Annotated in this window: 21 protein-coding genes and 2 other annotated features; of the genes, 7 read left to right on the plus strand and 14 right to left on the minus strand. The window is 29.2% G+C overall.

All coding sequences use genetic code 11. The features are described 5' to 3' along the window. Positions 1-279 carry a preprotein translocase subunit YajC gene (gene yajC, locus H8S10_RS02255; RefSeq protein ID WP_055264215.1) on the plus strand — a complete coding sequence of 93 codons (279 nt, stop codon included), beginning with the start codon at positions 1-3 and terminating at the stop codon, positions 277-279. 228 nt (positions 280-507) lie between these two features. On the opposite strand, the gene H8S10_RS02260 is transcribed toward yajC, so the two are convergent. Beyond that, on the minus strand, positions 508-1677 hold the full coding sequence (locus H8S10_RS02260) for an AraC family transcriptional regulator (RefSeq protein ID WP_055264213.1): 1170 nt from the start codon (positions 1675-1677) through the stop codon (positions 508-510). A 433-nt stretch (positions 1678-2110) separates the two neighbouring features. Here H8S10_RS02260 and agaV point away from each other — a divergent pair, with 433 nt between their 5' ends. From agaV to H8S10_RS02275, 3 genes are read left to right on the plus strand one after another with little or no spacing between them, the layout of a single operon-like run. Next, entirely contained in the window at positions 2111-2587 is a 477-nt protein-coding gene (agaV, locus tag H8S10_RS02265) for a PTS N-acetylgalactosamine transporter subunit IIB (RefSeq protein WP_055264211.1), read from the plus strand. A 56-nt stretch (positions 2588-2643) separates the two neighbouring features. Then, the gene (locus H8S10_RS02270; protein WP_055264209.1) at positions 2644-3459 is read left to right on the plus strand and encodes a PTS sugar transporter subunit IIC; all 816 of its coding nucleotides are present in this window, start codon (positions 2644-2646) and stop codon (positions 3457-3459) included. Continuing rightward, positions 3449-4291: a PTS system mannose/fructose/sorbose family transporter subunit IID gene (locus tag H8S10_RS02275; protein ID WP_055264207.1), complete on the plus strand. Its 843-nt coding sequence runs from the start codon at positions 3449-3451 to the stop codon at positions 4289-4291. The genes H8S10_RS02270 and H8S10_RS02275 overlap by 11 nt, the downstream gene beginning before the upstream one ends. Before the next feature lie 61 nt (positions 4292-4352). Here H8S10_RS02275 and H8S10_RS02280 read toward each other — a convergent pair whose 3' ends face one another. From H8S10_RS02280 to H8S10_RS02300, 5 genes are all read right to left on the minus strand, one after another. After that, positions 4353-4547, minus strand: a complete 195-nt coding sequence (locus H8S10_RS02280) for a hypothetical protein (protein WP_055264205.1) — start codon at positions 4545-4547, stop codon at positions 4353-4355. Positions 4548-4657: 110 nt separating this feature from the next. Beyond that, entirely contained in the window at positions 4658-5176 is a 519-nt protein-coding gene (locus H8S10_RS02285; RefSeq protein ID WP_186837840.1) for a tryptophan transporter, read from the minus strand. A 169-nt stretch (positions 5177-5345) separates the two neighbouring features. Beyond that, positions 5346-5599, minus strand: a binding site (T-box leader). A gap of 92 nt (positions 5600-5691) precedes the next feature. Further along, on the minus strand, positions 5692-7392 hold the full coding sequence (locus H8S10_RS02290; protein WP_186837810.1) for an FAD-dependent oxidoreductase: 1701 nt from the start codon (positions 7390-7392) through the stop codon (positions 5692-5694). A gap of 15 nt (positions 7393-7407) precedes the next feature. Beyond that, entirely contained in the window at positions 7408-7728 is a 321-nt protein-coding gene (locus H8S10_RS02295; RefSeq protein WP_186837811.1) for a rhodanese-like domain-containing protein, read from the minus strand. A gap of 101 nt (positions 7729-7829) precedes the next feature. Beyond that, positions 7830-8480, minus strand: coding sequence for a Crp/Fnr family transcriptional regulator (locus H8S10_RS02300; protein WP_055264197.1), 651 nt, complete (start codon positions 8478-8480; stop codon positions 7830-7832). A gap of 142 nt (positions 8481-8622) precedes the next feature. Between H8S10_RS02300 and H8S10_RS02305 the strand changes: the two genes are divergently transcribed. Both H8S10_RS02305 and H8S10_RS02310 read left to right on the plus strand, forming a co-directional pair. Beyond that, on the plus strand, positions 8623-8820 hold the full coding sequence (locus tag H8S10_RS02305; protein ID WP_055264195.1) for a 4Fe-4S binding protein: 198 nt from the start codon (positions 8623-8625) through the stop codon (positions 8818-8820). Between the two features lie 51 nt (positions 8821-8871). Next, a complete protein-coding gene (locus H8S10_RS02310) occupies positions 8872-9423 on the plus strand; it encodes a 4Fe-4S binding protein (RefSeq protein ID WP_186837812.1) in 552 nt (183 codons plus the stop codon). A gap of 48 nt (positions 9424-9471) precedes the next feature. Here the strand turns inward: H8S10_RS02310 and H8S10_RS02315 are convergent, their stop codons facing one another. Next, positions 9472-10863, minus strand: a complete 1392-nt coding sequence (locus H8S10_RS02315) for a glycoside hydrolase family 1 protein (protein WP_347707661.1) — start codon at positions 10861-10863, stop codon at positions 9472-9474. Between the two features lie 166 nt (positions 10864-11029). On the opposite strand from H8S10_RS02315, the gene H8S10_RS02320 reads away from it, so the two are divergent. Then, on the plus strand, positions 11030-11713 hold the full coding sequence (locus H8S10_RS02320) for a GntR family transcriptional regulator (protein WP_186837814.1): 684 nt from the start codon (positions 11030-11032) through the stop codon (positions 11711-11713). 191 nt (positions 11714-11904) lie between these two features. On the opposite strand, the gene celB is transcribed toward H8S10_RS02320, so the two are convergent. The 7 genes from celB to H8S10_RS02355 all read right to left on the minus strand — a co-directional run bounded on the left by celB (position 11905) and on the right by H8S10_RS02355 (position 19573). Further along, a complete protein-coding gene (gene celB, locus H8S10_RS02325; protein ID WP_186837815.1) occupies positions 11905-13188 on the minus strand; it encodes a PTS cellobiose transporter subunit IIC in 1284 nt (427 codons plus the stop codon). A gap of 124 nt (positions 13189-13312) precedes the next feature. Next, on the minus strand, positions 13313-14647 hold the full coding sequence (brnQ, locus tag H8S10_RS02330) for a branched-chain amino acid transport system II carrier protein (RefSeq protein ID WP_186837816.1): 1335 nt from the start codon (positions 14645-14647) through the stop codon (positions 13313-13315). Between the two features lie 167 nt (positions 14648-14814). After that, positions 14815-15077: a binding site (T-box leader), on the minus strand. 233 nt (positions 15078-15310) lie between these two features. Beyond that, a complete protein-coding gene (locus H8S10_RS02335; RefSeq protein ID WP_186837817.1) occupies positions 15311-15592 on the minus strand; it encodes a hypothetical protein in 282 nt (93 codons plus the stop codon). A gap of 15 nt (positions 15593-15607) precedes the next feature. Next, on the minus strand, positions 15608-16450 hold the full coding sequence (locus tag H8S10_RS02340; protein ID WP_186837818.1) for a hypothetical protein: 843 nt from the start codon (positions 16448-16450) through the stop codon (positions 15608-15610). Positions 16451-16714: 264 nt separating this feature from the next. Further along, positions 16715-17878 carry an SAM-dependent methyltransferase gene (locus tag H8S10_RS02345; protein WP_186837819.1) on the minus strand — a complete coding sequence of 388 codons (1164 nt, stop codon included), beginning with the start codon at positions 17876-17878 and terminating at the stop codon, positions 16715-16717. Positions 17879-17990: 112 nt separating this feature from the next. Further along, complete coding sequence (locus H8S10_RS02350) at positions 17991-19190, minus strand: cation:proton antiporter (protein ID WP_055264178.1); 1200 nt, start codon at positions 19188-19190, stop codon at positions 17991-17993. Between the two features lie 50 nt (positions 19191-19240). Then, a complete protein-coding gene (locus H8S10_RS02355) occupies positions 19241-19573 on the minus strand; it encodes a P-II family nitrogen regulator (RefSeq protein ID WP_055264176.1) in 333 nt (110 codons plus the stop codon). Between the last annotated feature and the right edge of the window lie 110 nt (positions 19574-19683).

Here is a 19683-nt window from a genome sequence, read left to right on the forward strand (position 1 = left end):
ATGATAAATTGGGAAGTTGTTATGTGGACATGTATCACAGTAGCAGTATTAGTAGGAATAGCAGCTATGATATTATTATTTATCTCAGCAAAAAACCTTAAAAAAAGAACATCTGAAATTAAAGAATTTCATATTGAATTAAAACCTGGAACTAAAGTTATGTTCTGTGGTGGCGTTTATGGTAAAGTAGTTAAAGTAGGAAATGATACTGTAGATGTAGAAGTTGCTAAAAATGTAGTAGTTACTGTATCTAGATATGCTATTCAAAGTGTTGCTTAAAAAATAAAGTGCGAGCGAAATTCACTGGTGAAAGGTCGACTTCACGAAGTGAAAAGGCTACTAGCGTAGCAGGGAAAAGTTAACTTAACTTAAAGTGAAAGGTACTAATGTAGACACTTTTTACTATTGCCATAGGCAATATTTTCACTGTCACGTCAGTGACATTTTCCCCTTTTACGAAGTCAAACTTTTCACCAAAGTGCCTCGCACTTTATTTCAATTGCTTAATTAAGACTTAAATACAGTTTGTGCATATTCACTAGGACTTATCTCAAAGTGTTGAGTAAAAGCTCTTGAAAAGTAATGAATTGAACTAAACCCTAACATAAATGCTATTTCACTAATAGTATATTTATTTTCTTTTATTAATAGTTTACTTTTAGCTAACTTTAAATCATTAATATACTTTTTAGGCGAAGTATTTAAATTATTTTTAAATAATGTTTGTAATGAAGACCTAGATACTGAAAACTTACCACAAAGTTCTTCAATTGTAATAGGTTCACAGACCATCTTATCAATATAAGCTAAAATTCCTTCTAATAGTTCGTCTTGAAAATATTGCTGAGTTTCAGTGGGTAATTTATCTGACTCTGTACCTAAATAATCATACTGGAATAATCTAATAATTATTTCATGAAAATTACTTAATATTAAATTCTGCGTATAAGGCAACGTAGATGATATATTTTTTGCAAAGGTTCTTATTGCCTTGTATAACTCTTTTCTACAGTGAAATACTCTATTGCAAATTAAACTATCATCTTTACATTCCATATCAAACATAACAGTTAAGTATGAACATGATGAATCGCTATTTACATTCTGAGTATGAAGCTGATTTTTTCCATAAATAATCAAGTCATAAGAATTCAAAGTATAACTTACATTATCAATTGATGTTTCTAATGTTCCGTTATCTACAAAGGTTAATTCATATATATTATGTCTTTCACCTTTAAACTTATAGTTTGGACTTTTTATTGTATAATAATATGCCATTATTTCTGGTATATTAATTGTTGGTAAAATTCTATTATACTCATATGGTGGATTTAGAAATTCAATGTTTAAATTATAGTTAGGTGGAATTATTAAATTAAATTTTACCTGATCCATCATAGGAATTATATTGAAATACATATTAGCCTTAATTTCTAAATTCCTATGTATTCCAAATAATTTAAATTCTCCATCACTTGAATCACCAATTAATATATAAGCCATTCCATCCTTGACCTCTACATACACTGGTTCTGAAAAATGATACAAACTAGAAATTACTCTATCAGTAGTTACCACTTCCCTTTGTATCAATTCATCACTATGCAGATCCTTTGGTTCATCATAAATAGAACCGTATTTTTTAAATTGAGCGCTTGATGTTTTATCATACATAGCAAATCCCCTCTCTCATTTTAAATATTTATCATATTGGAACTCGAAAATCTTCTCAACGGAAGGTTGTCCTAACATAATATATTCATAATTTCACTTCATTATGATATACATAATATTTTTAATAAAAACCCTTACGATAAATATATAAATACCCTATTTAATTCTATTCTTTTATACAACTATATTGTAATATAATTATAATCTTTGTCAATTATTTACTATCATTACAATAATGCCTATTTTTCGCGTTTTATGCTTTGAAATTATATTTAACATAAAAAAATCATCGTATTTTTAACCTTTTTGTAAACGTTGTTAAAAAACATAAAACAATTATTAAAAAATCCAAAGATTCCATCTTTTGTTAGTTTTATAATAAATATAAAGAGTTAATAACTTTTTACAATTTGTTAATAAAGGAGGTGAAAATATGCCAAATATCGTTTTAACAAGAATAGATAACAGATTAATTCATGGACAAGTTGCAACTCAATGGTGTAGTTCCATCGGAGCAAACCTAATTCTAGTTGCTAACGATGTTGTTGCTGGGGACAAGCTTAGACAAGGTTTAATGGATATGGCTGCTCCATCTTATGCTTCAACTCGTTACTGGACTCTTGAAAAAACTATAAGCACAATTCACAAAGCTAGCGCAAAGCAATTTATCTTCATAGTTTGCGAAACTCCTTCTGATGTATTAAAGCTAGTTGAAGGCGGTGTTCCAATAAAGAAAGTTAATATTGGAAATATGCATATGGCTCAAGGTAAGAGACAAGTTGCTGGTTCTGTCGCGGTAGATGATAAGGACGTAGAAGCATTTAGAAAATTAAAAGACTTAGGTGTAGAACTTGAAATTAGAAGAGTTCCTACTGAAAGTGCAGAAAGCCTTGATAAACTATTCAAATAATACCTTTTTAAGGTCATTATAAAAAAACTAAATATTAAATAAGGGGGATTACAATAATGGATTTTAATGTAGTACAAATCTTATTGGTTGCAGTATTTGCATTTATTGCAGGTATAGACCAATTCAGTTTCTTAGAATCATTATACCAACCAATTGTATCTGGTGCTGTTGTCGGTGCAATTCTTGGTGATTTACAAACCGGTCTTATAGTAGGTGGTACTTATCAATTAATGACAATCGGAAATATGCCAATCGGAGGAGCTCAACCTCCAAATGCTGTTATTGGTGGAATAATGGCAGTTGTATTTGCTATTTCTTCTAAACTAGATCCAGCTGCAGCTGTTGGACTAGCTGTTCCATTCGCATTAATCGGACAATATTGTGTAACTTTACTATTCACAATCATGTCTCCATTAATGTCAAAAGCTGATAAATATGCTGAAGATGCGAATACAAAAGGAATTGAAAATCTTAACTATCTAGCAATGGGTGCTTTAGGATTATTCTTTGCTTTAGTAGTTGTTATCGGTTTAATCGGTGGTGCTGCTGCTGGTAAAACATTAACTGCATTATCTGAACAATTTGCTTGGTTCATGAGCGGACTTAGTGCTGCTGGTGGAATGATGCGTTATGTTGGATTTGCAATACTTTTACGTATCATGTTATCAAACGATTTATGGGGTATTTACTTCGCTGGTTTTGCTCTAGCAACAATAATTGGAAAGATAGACGGATTAAGTGGTTCAGCTCTATTAATTATCGCATTTATCGGAATCGCTGTTGCTATCTATGACTTCCAAACTAACGTAAAAATGAAGAGCAGTGCAGCTTATGCACCAGTAGGGGGAGGAGATGACGAAGATGGAATTTAATTCAACTCAATATAAAGATTTAACTCCAGCTAAACAACTTGACAAGAAAACTTTAAACAAAATGGTTTGGCGTTCATTATTCCTACAAGCTTCTTTTAACTATGAAAGAATGCAAGCTGCAGGATGGTTATATGGTATATTACCTGGATTAAAAGAAATTCATACTAATAAAGATGATTTATCTAAATCTATGAAACACAACCTAGAATTCTTTAATACTCACCCATTCTTAGTAACTTTCGTTATGGGTATAATTCTTTCTTTAGAGCAACAAAAAGCAGATACAAATACTATCAGAGCCGTAAGAGTTGCTGCTATGGGACCTTTAGGTGGAATCGGAGATGCTATCTTCTGGTTTACACTAGTTCCAATTACTGCTGGTATCACTGCTAATATGGCAATCAATGGTTCACTAGCTGGTCCAATATTATTCTTATTAATCTTCAATGCTGTTCAATTTGGTGTAAGATATTGGTTAATGCACTGGTCTTACAACCTAGGTTCTAAGGCAATTGATATTTTAACTAAGAATGCTAAAGAATTTACACGTGCTGCTTCTATGCTAGGTGTATTCATAGTTGGTGCTTTAACTTCTAACTATGGTGCAACTAAATTAGGAATCGTAATACCAAATGGTGAAGCTCCAATCGATATTCAAGCTATATTAGATGGTGTATTACCTCAAATGATTCCTCTAGCTTTAACATTATTATTATTCTTCTTACTTAAGAAGAAAGGTTGGAAGCCAGTTACTTGTATAGCTCTTTTACTTGTAATCGGAATCGTTGGTGCATTTATTGGTCACTTAGGTGGCTTCACAATGTGGGGATAAAATAATATCTTTTTAATACTTAAAAGGAGTTGTTAATAACAACTCCTTTTATTTGTACATACTATAATTTTTTTACTATTTCAATAAACTCATCATCGCTTTCAGCTTGGATAAATGTTCTTTTAGTATATCCAAGTACTATTCCATCTCGTCCTCCACATTCTCCAATACATCTATAATCAATATTATCTTTTCCAAATTCCTTTTCTAATCTATCTATATTTATTCCTGAACATTCTGGACATACACTTATCATACTACACACCTCTTTTTATATTTCCTTCTTTATTATAAGAATATACTGTTTAAATAGAAAAGTAAAATTAAATATAATTAAGTCACAAGTGTTCATTTTAAATTGTAGATTTATATAGCAATTCTTTTTAATGAAGAAACTACTATTTTATATAAGAATATACCTGCTATTGAGTTTATTATTACTGCTGGCAATACTACAGTTGTAAATAGTATTCCAAAATTCATAGGAAGTCCAACTAAAATTTGTGCTGATACTAAAAATGTTGTGCCACTAATTAAAGTTCCTAAACTAAATATTATTGCTATTATACTTAACTTCATATTATTAATTTCAAATCCTCTTTTTACGAATTGTTTCATAAATATCATTAAGATATATATTAGATTTACTGTAACTATCTTATCTATTATATTAGGAACTTGTCCTAAAGGAAACTTTGTGGTTAAAGCAGTAAAAATTCCAGTTACTATTCCAGCAATTAATGATGTTTTATAATCTCCAAAATTTATAATCATTACAATAAACAACATAGCTAATGCAAAATCTGGTTGCATAGGTATTCCTAAAGCAGGTGTAATTTGATGTAAAATCGCTCCTATTCCTAAAAGTAAAGCATTGATAACTATTTTTTTGTATTACTATTTCTTTTCATTTTATTATTCCTCCAAATATATTTATATTCTTTTTTAATTACTTCCAAGTCTTCTTTACTTGATAAGAAACTTCAAACCATAAACTCACCTCCAAAATAAACACCTATAATTAAATATAGAATAAAAAAACTCCGTCCTATAAAAATAGGACGGAGTTATAATCCGCGGTACCACCTAAATTGCTATTATAAAAATATAATAAGCCTCTCAATTTCGAATACTAACATATTCTATCTGCTATAACGTGCAGCTCACGGTGCCAGTACTTTACAAAACTGTATTTCCCTTTACTTCTAAGAGGCCCATTCACAAAATTTCTTCTTGTTAGGATCTCACCATCCCTAACTCTCTTTAATGAAGCTTGATTTCGCTACTCTCCCTCATCTCTGAATTTGTAATATATTATATATTATATTTGAAATTCTTTATTTTGTCACAATAAATTTTATAAATAGTATAAATGCTACACTTTCCTATTTAGTGTGCAATTACTTAAAATTATACTTTGTCATTATACTTTCTCTATTTTTAGCTATATCATTATAATATTCATAATAAGATAGTGCTAAATAACTTCCTGTAATATTTACTACATTGCCAAACCCTAAATTTTGTAAGGCTAATACTGCATTATAACTTCTTTGTCCTGTTCTACAGTGTAAATATACAGGTCTATCTTTAGGTATTTCGTTTACTCTATCTCGTAATTCACTTAATGGAATATTAATCGCTCCTTTTATATGACCATTTTCATATTCCATTCTTTCCCTAACATCAATTATATAAGCTTCTTCCTCAACCAGTTCTCTTACTTTATCAACATTAACTTGTTTAAATTCTCCATTTAAAAGATTTGATGCTACATAGCCAGCATAATTAACTACATCTTTTGCTGTTCCAAATGGTGGTGCATAGCATAATTCTAAATCTTTTAAATCTTCTACTGTAGCACCAAACTTAATAGCTGTAGCTATGACATCAATTCTTTTTATTACATCGCCTTTACCTATAGCTTGAGCTCCTAACACTCTTCCTGTAGGAACTTCAAATATAAGCTTAAAATGCATTGGTGATGAGTCAGGCATTATTCCTACTTTATCTGACGGAATAATTCTAACTATATCATATTTTATCTTCATATCTAAAACTTTAATTAAAGATTCATTTAATCCAGTTGATGCTGCATTATAATCAAAGACTTTAATGGCAGATGATCCAATGTATCCTTTATTAGCAGTTGTTTTACCATTTATATGATCTGCTACTGTTCTAGCAGCTTTTTGTGCAGGACCCGCTAATGATAATTTTGTACTCATGCAAGTTAATGCATTATATACTTCTATTGCATCTCCTACTGCATATATATCTTCATCATTAGTTCTATAATTACTATTTACTTTTATTGCTCCAGTTTCTCCAATTTCTAATCCAGCAGCTTTTGCTAATTCAACTTCTGGAGTTACACCGATTGCCATAACTATAGCTTTTGCATCTATATTCTTTCCTGAATCTAAAACAATCTTATCCTTTTCAAAACTTATAACCTTATCTTCAATTATTAAATTTATCCCATGATCCATTATCTCTTTATGAAGAATTTGAACCATATCATAATCAAAAGGTTTTAATATTTGAGATGTTGCTTCTATTAATGAAACGTTATATCCGCCTTCAATTAAATTTTCAGCAACTTCAACTCCTATATATCCACCACCAATTACAGCAACATCCTTAACTTCTATTTCCTTAATAAATCTATTTAATTTATCAATATCAATAACGTTTCTTATAGTAAATACATTAACATTTTCTATACCTGGAATATTAGGCACTATTGGTCTTGCTCCTGGTGAAAGAATAAGTTTGTCATATTTCTCTCTATATACCTCTCCAGTAAGTATATTTTTCACTTCAATCTCTTTATTTTGTCTATCTATTGATACAACTTCACTATTTACCCTCGCCTCAATATTATATTGAGCCTTAAATTTTTCTGGACTCATAAGCACTAATCTATTTGGTGCTTCTATAGTTCCACTTAAATGATATGGAAGTGCACAGTTTGAAAATGATACATGAGGCCCCTTTTCAAACATTATGATTTTATCTTTTTCACTATTTCTTCTTAACCTAGCCGCTGCAGATGCCCCACCAGCAACTCCACCTACAATTAAAATTTTTTTATTCATCTCAATATCACCTCTTTAATTTCTATTTCTTCCTAAATATGACCCAATACCACCAGACACATTAATAACATCATATCCCATCTTAGCTAGCTCACTACATGCCATAGAACTTCTTCCACCTGATTGACACATTATATAGTACTCTTTATCCTTAGATAAATATTTTGATGGATTTCCTAAAAGGATTTTCATTGGAATATTCTTTGCACTCACAATTGAACCACTATTATATTCATAAGGCTCTCTTATATCTATAAGTTCAACCTTTCCTACTAAACTATCTATATCATTTACATTTATTGATTTTCCTGTATTTCTATTAAAAAATCCAAACATAACTTTTCCTCCTAAAATGTTGTTATTTATGTTTTTGAAATTTATTTATCTCTTGTATATCTATAGTTTACTCATAAATTCTTAAAACTTTTGTGACTTGATTACATTAATTCATTTAAATCTTTTATTATTTGTATTTTTCCTCTTGTAAGTTTTACATATCCCTCTTTTTCTAATTCCTTAAGCCGTCTGCTAATAACCTCTCTAGCTGAATCTAATTCAAAAGCTATCTCAGCATGTGTTGCATAAATATTTTTACTTTTTTTACTTATTAATAACTTTACCAACCTTTTTTGTAATGATTCATGCTTCACTTCTTCCTTAGTCCCAATTATTAAATTAAATTTAGAATGTAAGTCTCTATACATTTCTTTTAAAAAATCCACATTATTCAAAAGGTAATTTTCAACTATATCAAATGGTATAATACAAATTCTAGAATCTTGTGTTGCTTTTCCTATTATATTTAATGGTTCACACTTCAAAAAGCAACTTAATGCCTCATGGCAAAGCTCCCCTCTTCCAATATTATAAAGATTAGTTTCTTCACCATCATATCCTATCCTTTGAATCTTAATATCTCCACTTAAAACAAATAAAAAGCCTGTACAACTAGTTCCATTGGTAGTTAAATGTTCACTGGCTAATAACTCTTTATAAATTACTTTTTTACTTATTACTCCATTAAAACTTCTATCAACTTTTTTTAAAACTGGATAAGCTTCATATAAATCTTCTATATTATAAGTCATTTTTCTTTATCACCTCATATTAAAAATATACCCTTTTTCTACTTATACTCTTAGTGATTAAATCACATACAATATATATATTATAACCGTGTACTTATATTAAATTTTGTGAAAATTTATTTTTATGAAGGGGGATTTAATTGTGGAAAAAAAATTTATTCGAAAAAAAGCTTATGTAGATAAAACATACTGTGTTGCTTGTGGAATTTGTGAAAAAGCTTGTCCTTTTAATGCTATTACAATATATAAAGGAATTTACTCTAAAGTAGATTTTGATAAATGTGTAGGATGTAGTAAATGTGCAAAAGCTTGTCCTGCATCTACTATAGAAGTTAAATAGGAGGTTTTATACATTATTAAGAAAAATAAGAAAAAACATTGGTCTGAATATATGTGGATTTTATCTACCGTGTATTTATTTTTAGGACTTTTTAATATTTTATTTGCTTGGCTTGGTTTATTATGCTTCTCTATTCCATTGTTAATATCAATATTCGGTGGTGGAAAAACATATTGCAATAGCTACTGTGGTAGAGGTCAGCTTTTAAACACGCTAGGAAATAAATGTAAACTTTCTAGAAATAAACCTATGCCTAAGTTTTTGAAGTATAAATACTTTAGATACGGATTCTTAATCTTCTTTTTATCCATGTTTATTAATATGATATTTAACACTTACTTAGTGTTTAATGGTACCAACACACTAAAAGAAGTTATAACACTTCTATGGACCTTTAAGTTACCTTGGAATTTTGCCGATTATTCTCATATAACTCCATGGATTGCTCAATTTGCCTTTGGATTTTATAGTATAATGATAACTTCAACAATTCTTGGAATAGTTACTATGCTTATTTATAAGCCTAACTCCTGGTGTGTGTATTGTCCTATGGGAACTATGACTCAAGGAATATGTATAATTAAAGATAAAATTGAATTCTAAAAAAGAAGTGAAGGGCTTAAAATTATAGACCTTCACTTCTTTTCTATTTTAATATTCAAATTCGTTAGTTTCAGATACTTCTTTTATCCATCTTCCTGATTTCTTTACAGTTCTTTTTCCTGATTCTAAGTCTAAAGCTACAAATCCATATCTATTCTTAAATGAATTTGCCCATGACCAACAATCTATAAATGTCCATAAGTGGTATCCGAAGCAGTTTGACCCTTCTTGTATTCCTTTATGAAGATATGTTAAGTGTTCTTTTACGAAATCTATTCTGTAATCATCATTTATTACACCATTCTCATCTCTAAATCTTTCTTCACCTTCAACTCCCATACCATTTTCTGAAATATACCATGGAATATTATTATAATTATCTTTTATGTTAACAGCTACATCATACATTACTTGTGGTGCTATTTCCCATCCTCTATATGGATTCATTCTTTTTCCTGGCATATCATAATAATCAAAGAAAGTTTCTGGCATTATAGGTGCATTAACGTCTACTTCTGTTTCCTTAGCCTTTACTCTTCTTGGTTGATAATAGTTAACTCCTAAGAAATCTATTGGATTATTCTTAATTACTTCTAATTCTTCCTCAGTATATTCAGGCATTAAATTATTTTCTTTAAGTAATTCTACTAAATCACTTGGGAATGTACCATGAACTACTGGATCTAAGAACGATCTATTAAATATTCCATCTGCAATTCTTGATGCCTCTAAATCTTTTTCATCTTGAGATCTTGGATATGATGGAGTAAGATTTAAAACTATTGTTATTTCTCCACCTGTATTTAACTTTCTAAAAGCTTCAACTGCTTTTGAATGAGCTACTATAGTGTTATATCCAACTTGAATAGCTCTCTTGAAATCTACTATATTAGGATACATAAATTTATAAAGATATCCACCTTCAGCTGGAACTATTGGTTCATTAAAAGTACACCATTTCTTAACTCTATCCCCAAATAGCTCAAAACATTTAGTCGCATACTTAACATATAAATCTACAACCTCTTTATTTTCCCATCCACCTCTATTTTGTAATTCTATAGGCATATCAAAATGGAAAAGATTTATATACGGTTCTATTCCTGCTTCTATTATTTCGTTAATATAATTATTGTAAAACTCTACTGCAACTGGATCTACTTCACATGTATCGAAATTTTTTATAAGTCTTGTCCATTGTATTGATGTTCTAAAGCTAGTTAAACCGATTTCTTTCATAAGCTCAACATCTTCTTTATATTTTCTATAAGTATCACAATTTATCTCTGGACCTACACCATTATGAAATTTTTCTGGTTCAATTTGAAACCAATAATCATATATACTAAAGTTCTTTTTATCTGTCCATCCTTCAGTTTGTGGGCCTGAAGTTGCTGCTCCCCAAGTAAAATTTTCTGGAAATTTATATTTAGCCATAATCGTACCTCCAAATCTATTTTATTATCCTAATTCTAATATTTATCATAAAGATTTTCAGCATTTGTCTATACAAAATGAAATATAAATAACCTCTCACTGATTTATTGAAAATATTTTCTTACTGTAATATTATTAAAATATACTAAGCTAAAGGAGAAGTTAAATTTTGAAAAGTAAAGATATATTAAAAGATTTAATAGAAAGCATAGTTTGTGGTGAATTAGAAGTAAATTCAAAATTTCCTTCTGAAAGTAATCTTGCTCAAAAATATGAATGTAATAGACATACTATAAGAAAAGTAATGGATGTGTTAATAGAAAGAGGTTATGCTAGGAAATCTCATGGTGGCCCAACTTTTGTAAATGAATTACCTTGCACATATTCTTTAAATTTAAGCTCTCAATATGATCTTTATTCTGCTAAAGATATACATACTAAGGTTCTAAATTTAAAACAAATAGTTGCTGACGATAATATTTGTGAAAAATTACAAATAGATAAAGGGTCAAAGGTTTGGTATATAACTCGATTAAGATGTATTAATACAAAAATAGATCATATTGAATATATATATATGCCTATATCACTTTTTCCTAATCTTACAAAACCAAATTGTGAAGCAAGTCTTCTTTCATATATTGAATATGATAATGATTATGAAATTTCTCATGGCATAAAAAATATCTCTGCAGTAATCCTTACTAACGAAGAGATGGAGCTTTCTAATAAGCAAGATTCAAATCTAGCCATTCAAGTTGAAAATATAGGATATCTTACTAACGGACGAGTTTATGAATACTCTATAAATAAACATTTTAATAATTCTATAGTTTTTTATGCTAAAAGATAGTTTTTTCACTTCATATAGTTATTGAACAAATTAAGTAAGTAAATTATACCATATAAAAAATGATAAAATTAATAGTGTAAGAAATATAACATAGGCTTTAAAACTTTAACTCCTCGATTGGTTTCTATAGTTATTAATTTTATCATTTATAATATCATATTAGTTCACGTTTCGTTTAACTTGTAGTTATACTATGCACTTTTTTCTTCTTTCTCTAAGTCACAATTTCTCTTATCTAATGCCATTAAGAATGGGAACCATATAACTAATACTATTGCCATCTGTACTAATTGAAGTATTGAACCTGCAATAGAATTTGTAGCTAGGAATCCACTTATTAATACTGGTGTTGTCCAAGGAACTGCAACTCCTGTTGTTGCTGGTACTAATCCTGATGCCATTGCAAAATATGCTACTAAAGTTGCTACAACTGGGGCTATTATCCAAGGAATAGCTATTATTGGATTTAAAACTATTGGTAATCCAAATGTAACTGGTTCATTTACATTAAATAATCCTGCTGGTGCTGCTAGTCGTGCTATTTCTTTTAATTGTCTACTCTTCATAAATATTAATATAGCTAATATTACTATAAGAGTCATCCCAGTTCCACCAAGCCCAACTGTAAAAGTTTCTATAAATTGCTTTGTTATTATATTTGGCATTTCTGCTCCAGCTTGGAAAGCATTTAAATTTTCAAGTGATAAAGTATTCCATATAGGATCCATTACTGAATTTACTATAATTTGTCCATGTAATCCAAAGAACCATAGAATTTGAACTGCAAATATTGCTACTACTGTTGCTGCAATTCCACTACCTAATTTAGTTAAAGGTGTTTGTATTATTTCATATATAAAATCATGTGGATTTCCCCATGGAGTAAATGTAAATATTATATTTATTACTAAAAAAGTTGATAATGTAAAAACTGCTGGTATTAAAGCTGCAAAAGACTTAGATACCGCCGGTGGTACTGTATCTGGCATTTTTATTGTCCAATTTTTCTTTACAAAGAATGTATACATATATGCAGATAAAAATGCTGCTATCATACCTATAAACATTCCCTTAGCACCTAATCTATCTATTTGTAATACACTTCCTAAGTCTCCACCATCAGCAGTAGGAGTTAAAAGTAAGAAAGATACTAAAGAAATTGCTGCTCCGAATATAGGGTCTACCCCTTCTTCTTTACTAAAGTAATATCCAATACCTAAAGTAACAAAGATTGTTGTTATTGACATAGTTGTCATTGATGCTGGTCCTAAGAAAGTTTTTAAAGAATTTAATGTTTCTGGATTTAATATTTTATCTAAAAATGGTAAGTTAGCTATAACTAACATTATTGATCCAAATATTATTAATGGAAATGATATCATAAATGAATCACGTAAAACCCTTAATACCTTTAGATTATTAAGCTTTGTCCCAAATTCCATTATTTTACCTTCAAATTTTTGATAAAAGTTCATTTCTTCCCCTCCATATTGTAAACGTTGTTTTGATGAAACAAATATACCAAATACTTTTAGTAATAAAAATAATTGTATAGACAGATACATAATAAACATTGTCTATACAATCATTAAATTAATCTTAATTAACTTCTAATTTTTCAGTTTTTACATTCTCTTTAACTACCTTCATTAATACTCCTAATATCATTCCAACTGCCGCTGGAACTATCCATCCTAATCCTTGAGAGTAAAGTGGTAATCTTTCAAATAACTTTGTAAGCGCCTCCACTCCAACTCCAACTTGACCTAATGCATCTACTACACTAACAACACCAGTAAATATAATTGTTAATCTATACGCCATTGTATTTCCTTTAAACACTCTGTTCATCATCCCTAAAACTATCAGCATAATAGCTATTGGATAAATTGCATTTAATACCGGCACTGATATAGAAAGTATTTGTGTTAATCCCATATTTGCAATTCCCATACTTAATAATGCTAATATTCTAACAAAGCCTTTATAACTAACCTTAGACGTTAAAGTTGCAAAGTATTGGCTACAAGAAGTTATTAATCCTACACAAGTTGTTAAACAAGCAAGTGTAAATATTACTGCTAACAACACAGCTCCCGGTTTTCCAAATATATATGTTATTACATTAGTTAATGTTTGTGCACCATTTGCAGTTGTTCCAAATCTACCTCCGCTAGTTGCTCCTAAGTGACCTAAAACTGCATATATAGCTATTAATAAACTTCCAGCAATCACTCCGGCTTTTATAGAATTTGACACAACTAACTTCTCATCGGATACTCCTCTAGACTTTATAGCTAATGATATTACTATTCCAAAGTTTAATGCTGCTATAGTATCCATTGTTAAATATCCTTCTAGGAACCCTTTTACAAACGGAGATGTCACATACTCTCCTGTTGCTTCTCCATATGCTCCAATAGGTCTAAAAATACTAGCTATAAATATTAGTGAAATTAATACTAATAATGTAGGAGTTAAAACCTTCCCCATACGGTCTACAAGCTTAGCTGGTGATAAAGAAAGCCAATAAGCAACTGAGAAAAATACTAAAGTAAATAAAAATAATGCTAATGTTGTTGATATACTTTCTGGCAAATATGGCGCAACTGCCATTTCAAAAGGTAAACTTCCAGCTCTAGGTATTCCAAGTCCCGGCCCTATTGATAAATATATTAAAACTGTAAATACTGCAGCAAATGCAGGATGAACCCTCTTAGCTAGTGAATATAATCCTCCAGATTTTGCAACTGCCACAACTCCTAAAATAGGAAATCCTACTGCCGTTATAAAGAATCCTGCCATTGCCACCCAAGTAGCGCTACCTGCTGCTTGTCCTAAAAAAGGTGGAAATATTAAATTTCCTGCTCCAAAAAATAATGAAAAAAGCATTAAGCTTACTAATACTAAATCTTTTCTTGATAAATTCTTCATGATAAGTCCCCCAATAATCTATTATTCTTTATATCTATTACCTATTTTTATAATATCAATGTCTGTCTCCATTCGACCGCCCCCTTTTTCAGTTATCTAGATTACATTTGCCAATATAGGTATATATTTAGAGTTTCACTTAAATATAAAAAACCCGTCCCTTAATACAAAGGGACGGGGTTAACCGCGTTACCACCCTAATTCTATAAAATTAGCTTATAAAAAATAAACCTATTATAGCACTTAGTAAACGTACATTATAATACGCCTCTCTTTTAACGGTGAGCCTCCGGTAAAGATTACTCAATAACTTTTCACCTTTACTTCTCAGAGATGATTTTTCAGCTATATTTTGAACATTGGCTTGCAGCAAAATGCCAACTCTCTGTAGAACAAATCTATACTTACTTTTTCTCTTCAACGAATTTATTAAAATCAATTTCTAAATATAGAATATATTACCATTAAATCAATGTCAATACTATTTTTACATTTTTTAATCATTATTTATGTTATTTTATTATAATATTAAATATTTTTTAATTAATATATTCACTATAACTCATTTTTAATATCATTTTATTATATATAGCTTTATCGATTTTTAAGTGTTAAACCTTTTAAGCAATCCTATAAATATTTTTAAGTTATTTATAGTGATTCTTAATAATTATTATATATATCCTCATAAGTAAAATCTAATATCATTACTGGATTACTATTCGGATCTAACCATGTTAACAAATTTACTAAATTATTTTGTGGTATAGCTACACATCCATATGTGTAAATTCCCATATCACAATGAAGGAATATAGCTGAACTTTTTCCTGGTATTACCGGCCATCTATTATAATCTATTACAAGAGAATAATTGTAGTACCCCGGAAAATCTACTAGCTTTTCTGCAGAGTTCCATCTTCCATTTGGATCACCAAATTGCATTGTATTATAATATTCTTAATCTACATCATCAACCCAATATTCAGAACCATCTAATTCTCTATAAGGCACTCCACTTCCCGGATTACCATTGATTCCAAAAGCCTCTGTAACAGTATAAATACCTGTCGGTGTACATTTGTCCATTTCATATACTTCACTTGCATACTTCATTCCATTTTGACCTAATCTTGCAGCCACTCTATCTACTTCAAACCAATTGCCATTTCCATCCTTTTGCCACATAACTAGTTCTCCATATGACCCTCCATTACTTACTACAGTAATGATTTGACTTGAATTTTGCGCTGCTACTGTATTAGCTATACCTAATTTATTTTCTTGAATACCAGTAGAATTATTTATATCTTTTTCATACTCTACTTCTTCTATTACAGTTTCATCTTCCTTTAAAAGTTCTTTTTCTTTTTCAATATTACTAATTTTTTCTTTTAATTTATTTTCTAATGCCAAAATATCTTCATCTGGATAATCTCTTTTAAAAATCTCTATTAATGTTTTAGCCTCTTCAATATCCCTATCTATAGCTTCCTCGATTTGCACTTTAAAAATATTGATATTTTCCATTTCTTTTATATGATTATCTATATCACTCTGTTTTTGTAATAAACTTTCATTTAATTTTATAAATATATTATCCTTTAGCAATTCACTATAATCTTCTTTTAATAATTCTATAATTCCTTTTATTTCTATGCTATCTTTACATGAATCAATGTATCTATATGTTTCTAATATACTTCGATAATCTGTAATCTTCTTATCTAATTTATAACTATACTTTTCAGTAAGTTCATCTATTTTTTCAATTGCATCATCATAACTACCTTCAGATATCAAATCTTCAATTATAGAAATTCTTTTTCTTTCTTCAGCTTTAGCTACCCCAACATTAATTATACCAACTCCAGCTACTATGATTACTAACAGTATAATTATTAATAGTCTTCTCTTAATAATATAATCTTTTATTCTCCCCTTATTCCCTCCACTTTTTGTATTTGTGTATAACTAACTTTATTTTAACATCTTATTATTATGTTAACCATAACCTAATAAATTTTAAAGGAGTTACTTTACGTAACCCCTCAAAACTTTTTAACTTTATATAAGATTATCATTTTTTAATAAATTATATAAAGTTGGACTCAAATTAAATTGTTTCATAAGATTCTCAACTTCAACTAATACTTTCTCTTTCTTCTCCATAGATATATTCCCCTTAGAAGCTCTTATTAAAATATTCTTTGGAGAATGAGCAATATCTATAAATTCTAATAATTGAGTTTTATAACCTAAAGCTTCTAAAATATTGGCTCTAACTGAATCTGTCATAAGTGCAGCTATTCTTTCTTGAACTATTCCATATCTAGTTAAAATAGATAATTCCTCTGTTTTCATTTGAGCATTAAACTCATGCTGACAACATGGAACCGAAAATATCATCTTAGCATTCCATTTAATAGCATTATATAAAGCATAATCTGTAGCTGTATCACAAGCATGTAAAGTTATTACCATATCAACTTTATTATTATATTTAAATCCATTTATATCCCCAATTTCGAAGTGAAGATTTTCATAATTATATCTTTTAGCAATATCATTACATTTTTTTATTACATCTTCTTTAAGATCTAATCCTATCATCTTAACATTAATCTTTTTAATTTCAACAAAGTAATAATATAAAACAAATGTTAAATAAGATTTACCACAACCAAAATCTAAAATAGTAAGTTCCTTTTGATCAATCTTTTTAATTTCATCATCTATGATTTCTACAAATCTATTTATTTGTTTATACTTATCATATTTCGAATTTACAACCTTACCTTCTTTAGTAAATACTCCTAAATCTATAAGTGGCTGAATTAACATACCTTCTTTTAAAATATAATTTTTTTCTTTATTATGAGATTTATTAGCAACTTTTTTATTATCAGCACTTTTCTTACCTAAAAATACTTTTCCCTTTTTAGAAATTTTCATATCAAAAGTAGAATTTTCACTCCAAGCATTTACCTGCTTATATCTAGATTCTATATTTTCAAAAAGACTTTCTTCCAATTTTTCTTTATCTATATTTTCATGGAATACTTGTTTATCAGTATATCTTTCTATTTGATAATACTCTCTTCCTTTTTTCTCCTTTAATAAAAATACTATTTTATTATATTGAACATCACTTTTCATCTTGTTACTTATTACTACTTTAACGATATTTTCAGATACCATATCACAAATAGCTTTTCTTAAATCGTTCATATTAACACACCTTATCACTTCTAAATTTCTTATAATCTATACGATATATTATATCGTTATTTCTCTAAAAAGAAAGAGTATTCTTAACTAAAAAAAGGTGCTTTCGCACCTTTTAATGACTTATCTCTATTTTGTGATGTGCATCAACAGTAGCTTCTCCTGCTTTGAAGATTGCTATCTTTGTGCACAATGGTCCTATAAGCTCATATATAACCGTACCTGCTAGTATTATAGCTCTTATTGATGCTCCACAACTTGGCAATGCTTCTTGGACTATCATTGTAAGTCCTATTGCAACCCCTGCTTGAGGTACAAGCGTTAATCCTAAATACTTCTTAACTACAGGTTGACTATTAGCAAGTTGTGCTCCTATATAAGCACCTAAAACTTTACCTATTACTCTAAATACAACATATCCTATACCAATTAACCCAACAGTAAGTAATACTGATAAGTCAAGCTCTAATCCTGATATGGTAAAGAACATTATAAATATTGGCGACGTAATATTATCAATTGATGATAATAACTTTGATTTACTTAACACTAAATTACTTACAGTAGCACCTAGTGCCATACATGCTAATAAATTTGAAAGATCTAATAAATCTGCTAATCCTATAACTAAAAATATAGCTGCAATTACAAGATTCATAGCATTTTCTTTTTGCTTAGAAAGTTTATTAAAATAAGTTAATGCAAATCCAACTGCACATCCTAATACTATAGAGAAGAATATTTCTATAAATGGATTTAAAAATGCCATTATTGAAACACCATCTGATCCTTTAGAAATAATTTGTGCAATAGCTATTGAAATACCAAATGCTATAACTGCAATAGCGTCATCTATAGCAACTACAGGAATTAATGTATCTACTAATGGCCCCTTTGCCTTGTATTGCTTTAAAACCATAATAGTTGCTGCCGGTGCAGTAGCTGATGCTATTGCTCCAATTGCTAAACTAAATTCCCATGTTTGTCCAAATATAAACTTCATTGCAAGCGTTACTACAAAAGTTGCCATTAACGCTTCAAATAAAGCAATTATTATTACGCCTTTACCTATATTTTTCAATTTATTATAATTTAATGAACTACCAATGTTATAAGCTATAAACCCTAATGCAGCTTCAGAAATTATAGTTAAACTTTCTATAGCCTCATGTGGTACTAGCTTTAAAACAAAAGGTCCTATTAATACCCCAGCTATTAAGTATCCTGTAACTCTAGGTAATTTTAAATAAGAAACTACCTTTCCCATTAGTAATCCAAAAATTAATATTATTGCTAGGTAATAAAACCAACTCATTCTGTTTTCCTCCTTTATTATTACATAATCCTCTCACTCAATTACTGCAATTATAAAGGTATACCCTCAACTCTTCCTACAGGAACTGTAAATATTATTCCACTTCCTGGCGAATCAATATCTACAAATTTCTTAATTGCTGATATTGCACTATCTACCATATTACTCTTCAAAACAGTTAAAATTGTTTTCTTTTGAGCTCGTCCATCATTCATTAACAACTTTAATGAACTAAATAGACTAAACTCTTCACATTCACTTAAAATATTTGCCATTCCTTGAGAATCAATTATCGTAGAGCCTTTAATTCCAAGTTTATTGAACTCTAACATTATATCCTCAATATTTTCATTTTCTTCTAAAATAGTTACAAGCAATTCCAATTCTATCCCTCCTAAAAATATACACTATTTTAAATTATATAATTGCAAGTATTATTTTTCAAACTTGCAAATTTGCTAATTAATTCGATTTAAAGTCATATTTACCTATA

Source organism: Clostridium sp. NSJ-49, from assembly GCF_014287725.1.
GTDB lineage: Bacteria > Bacillota > Clostridia > Clostridiales > Clostridiaceae > Clostridium > Clostridium disporicum_B.

Bases quoted from the DNA above. Each gene is read 5' to 3' on its own strand.
- brnQ (WP_186837816.1), bottom strand. From the start codon at position 14,647: ATGAAGAATTTATCAAGAAAAGATTTAGTATTAGTAAGCTTAATGCTT.
- H8S10_RS02280 (WP_055264205.1), bottom strand. From the start codon at position 4,547: ATGATAAGTGTATGTCCAGAATGTTCAGGAATAAATATAGATAGATTA.
- H8S10_RS02335 (WP_186837817.1), bottom strand. From the start codon at position 15,592: ATGCAATTTGGTGATCCAAATGGAAGATGGAACTCTGCAGAAAAGCTA.
- H8S10_RS02295 (WP_186837811.1), bottom strand. From the start codon at position 7,728: ATGTTTGGATTTTTTAATAGAAATACAGGAAAATCAATAAATGTAAAT.
- agaV (WP_055264211.1), top strand. From the start codon at position 2,111: ATGCCAAATATCGTTTTAACAAGAATAGATAACAGATTAATTCATGGA.
- H8S10_RS02350 (WP_055264178.1), bottom strand. From the start codon at position 19,190: ATGAGTTGGTTTTATTACCTAGCAATAATATTAATTTTTGGATTACTA.
- H8S10_RS02270 (WP_055264209.1), top strand. From the start codon at position 2,644: ATGGATTTTAATGTAGTACAAATCTTATTGGTTGCAGTATTTGCATTT.
- H8S10_RS02310 (WP_186837812.1), top strand. From the start codon at position 8,872: ATGTGGATTTTATCTACCGTGTATTTATTTTTAGGACTTTTTAATATT.
- H8S10_RS02275 (WP_055264207.1), top strand. From the start codon at position 3,449: ATGGAATTTAATTCAACTCAATATAAAGATTTAACTCCAGCTAAACAA.
- H8S10_RS02290 (WP_186837810.1), bottom strand. From the start codon at position 7,392: ATGAATAAAAAAATTTTAATTGTAGGTGGAGTTGCTGGTGGGGCATCT.
- celB (WP_186837815.1), bottom strand. From the start codon at position 13,188: ATGAACTTTTATCAAAAATTTGAAGGTAAAATAATGGAATTTGGGACA.
- yajC (WP_055264215.1), top strand. From the start codon at position 1: ATGATAAATTGGGAAGTTGTTATGTGGACATGTATCACAGTAGCAGTA.
- H8S10_RS02345 (WP_186837819.1), bottom strand. From the start codon at position 17,878: ATGAACGATTTAAGAAAAGCTATTTGTGATATGGTATCTGAAAATATC.
- H8S10_RS02300 (WP_055264197.1), bottom strand. From the start codon at position 8,480: ATGACTTATAATATAGAAGATTTATATGAAGCTTATCCAGTTTTAAAA.
- H8S10_RS02260 (WP_055264213.1), bottom strand. From the start codon at position 1,677: ATGTATGATAAAACATCAAGCGCTCAATTTAAAAAATACGGTTCTATT.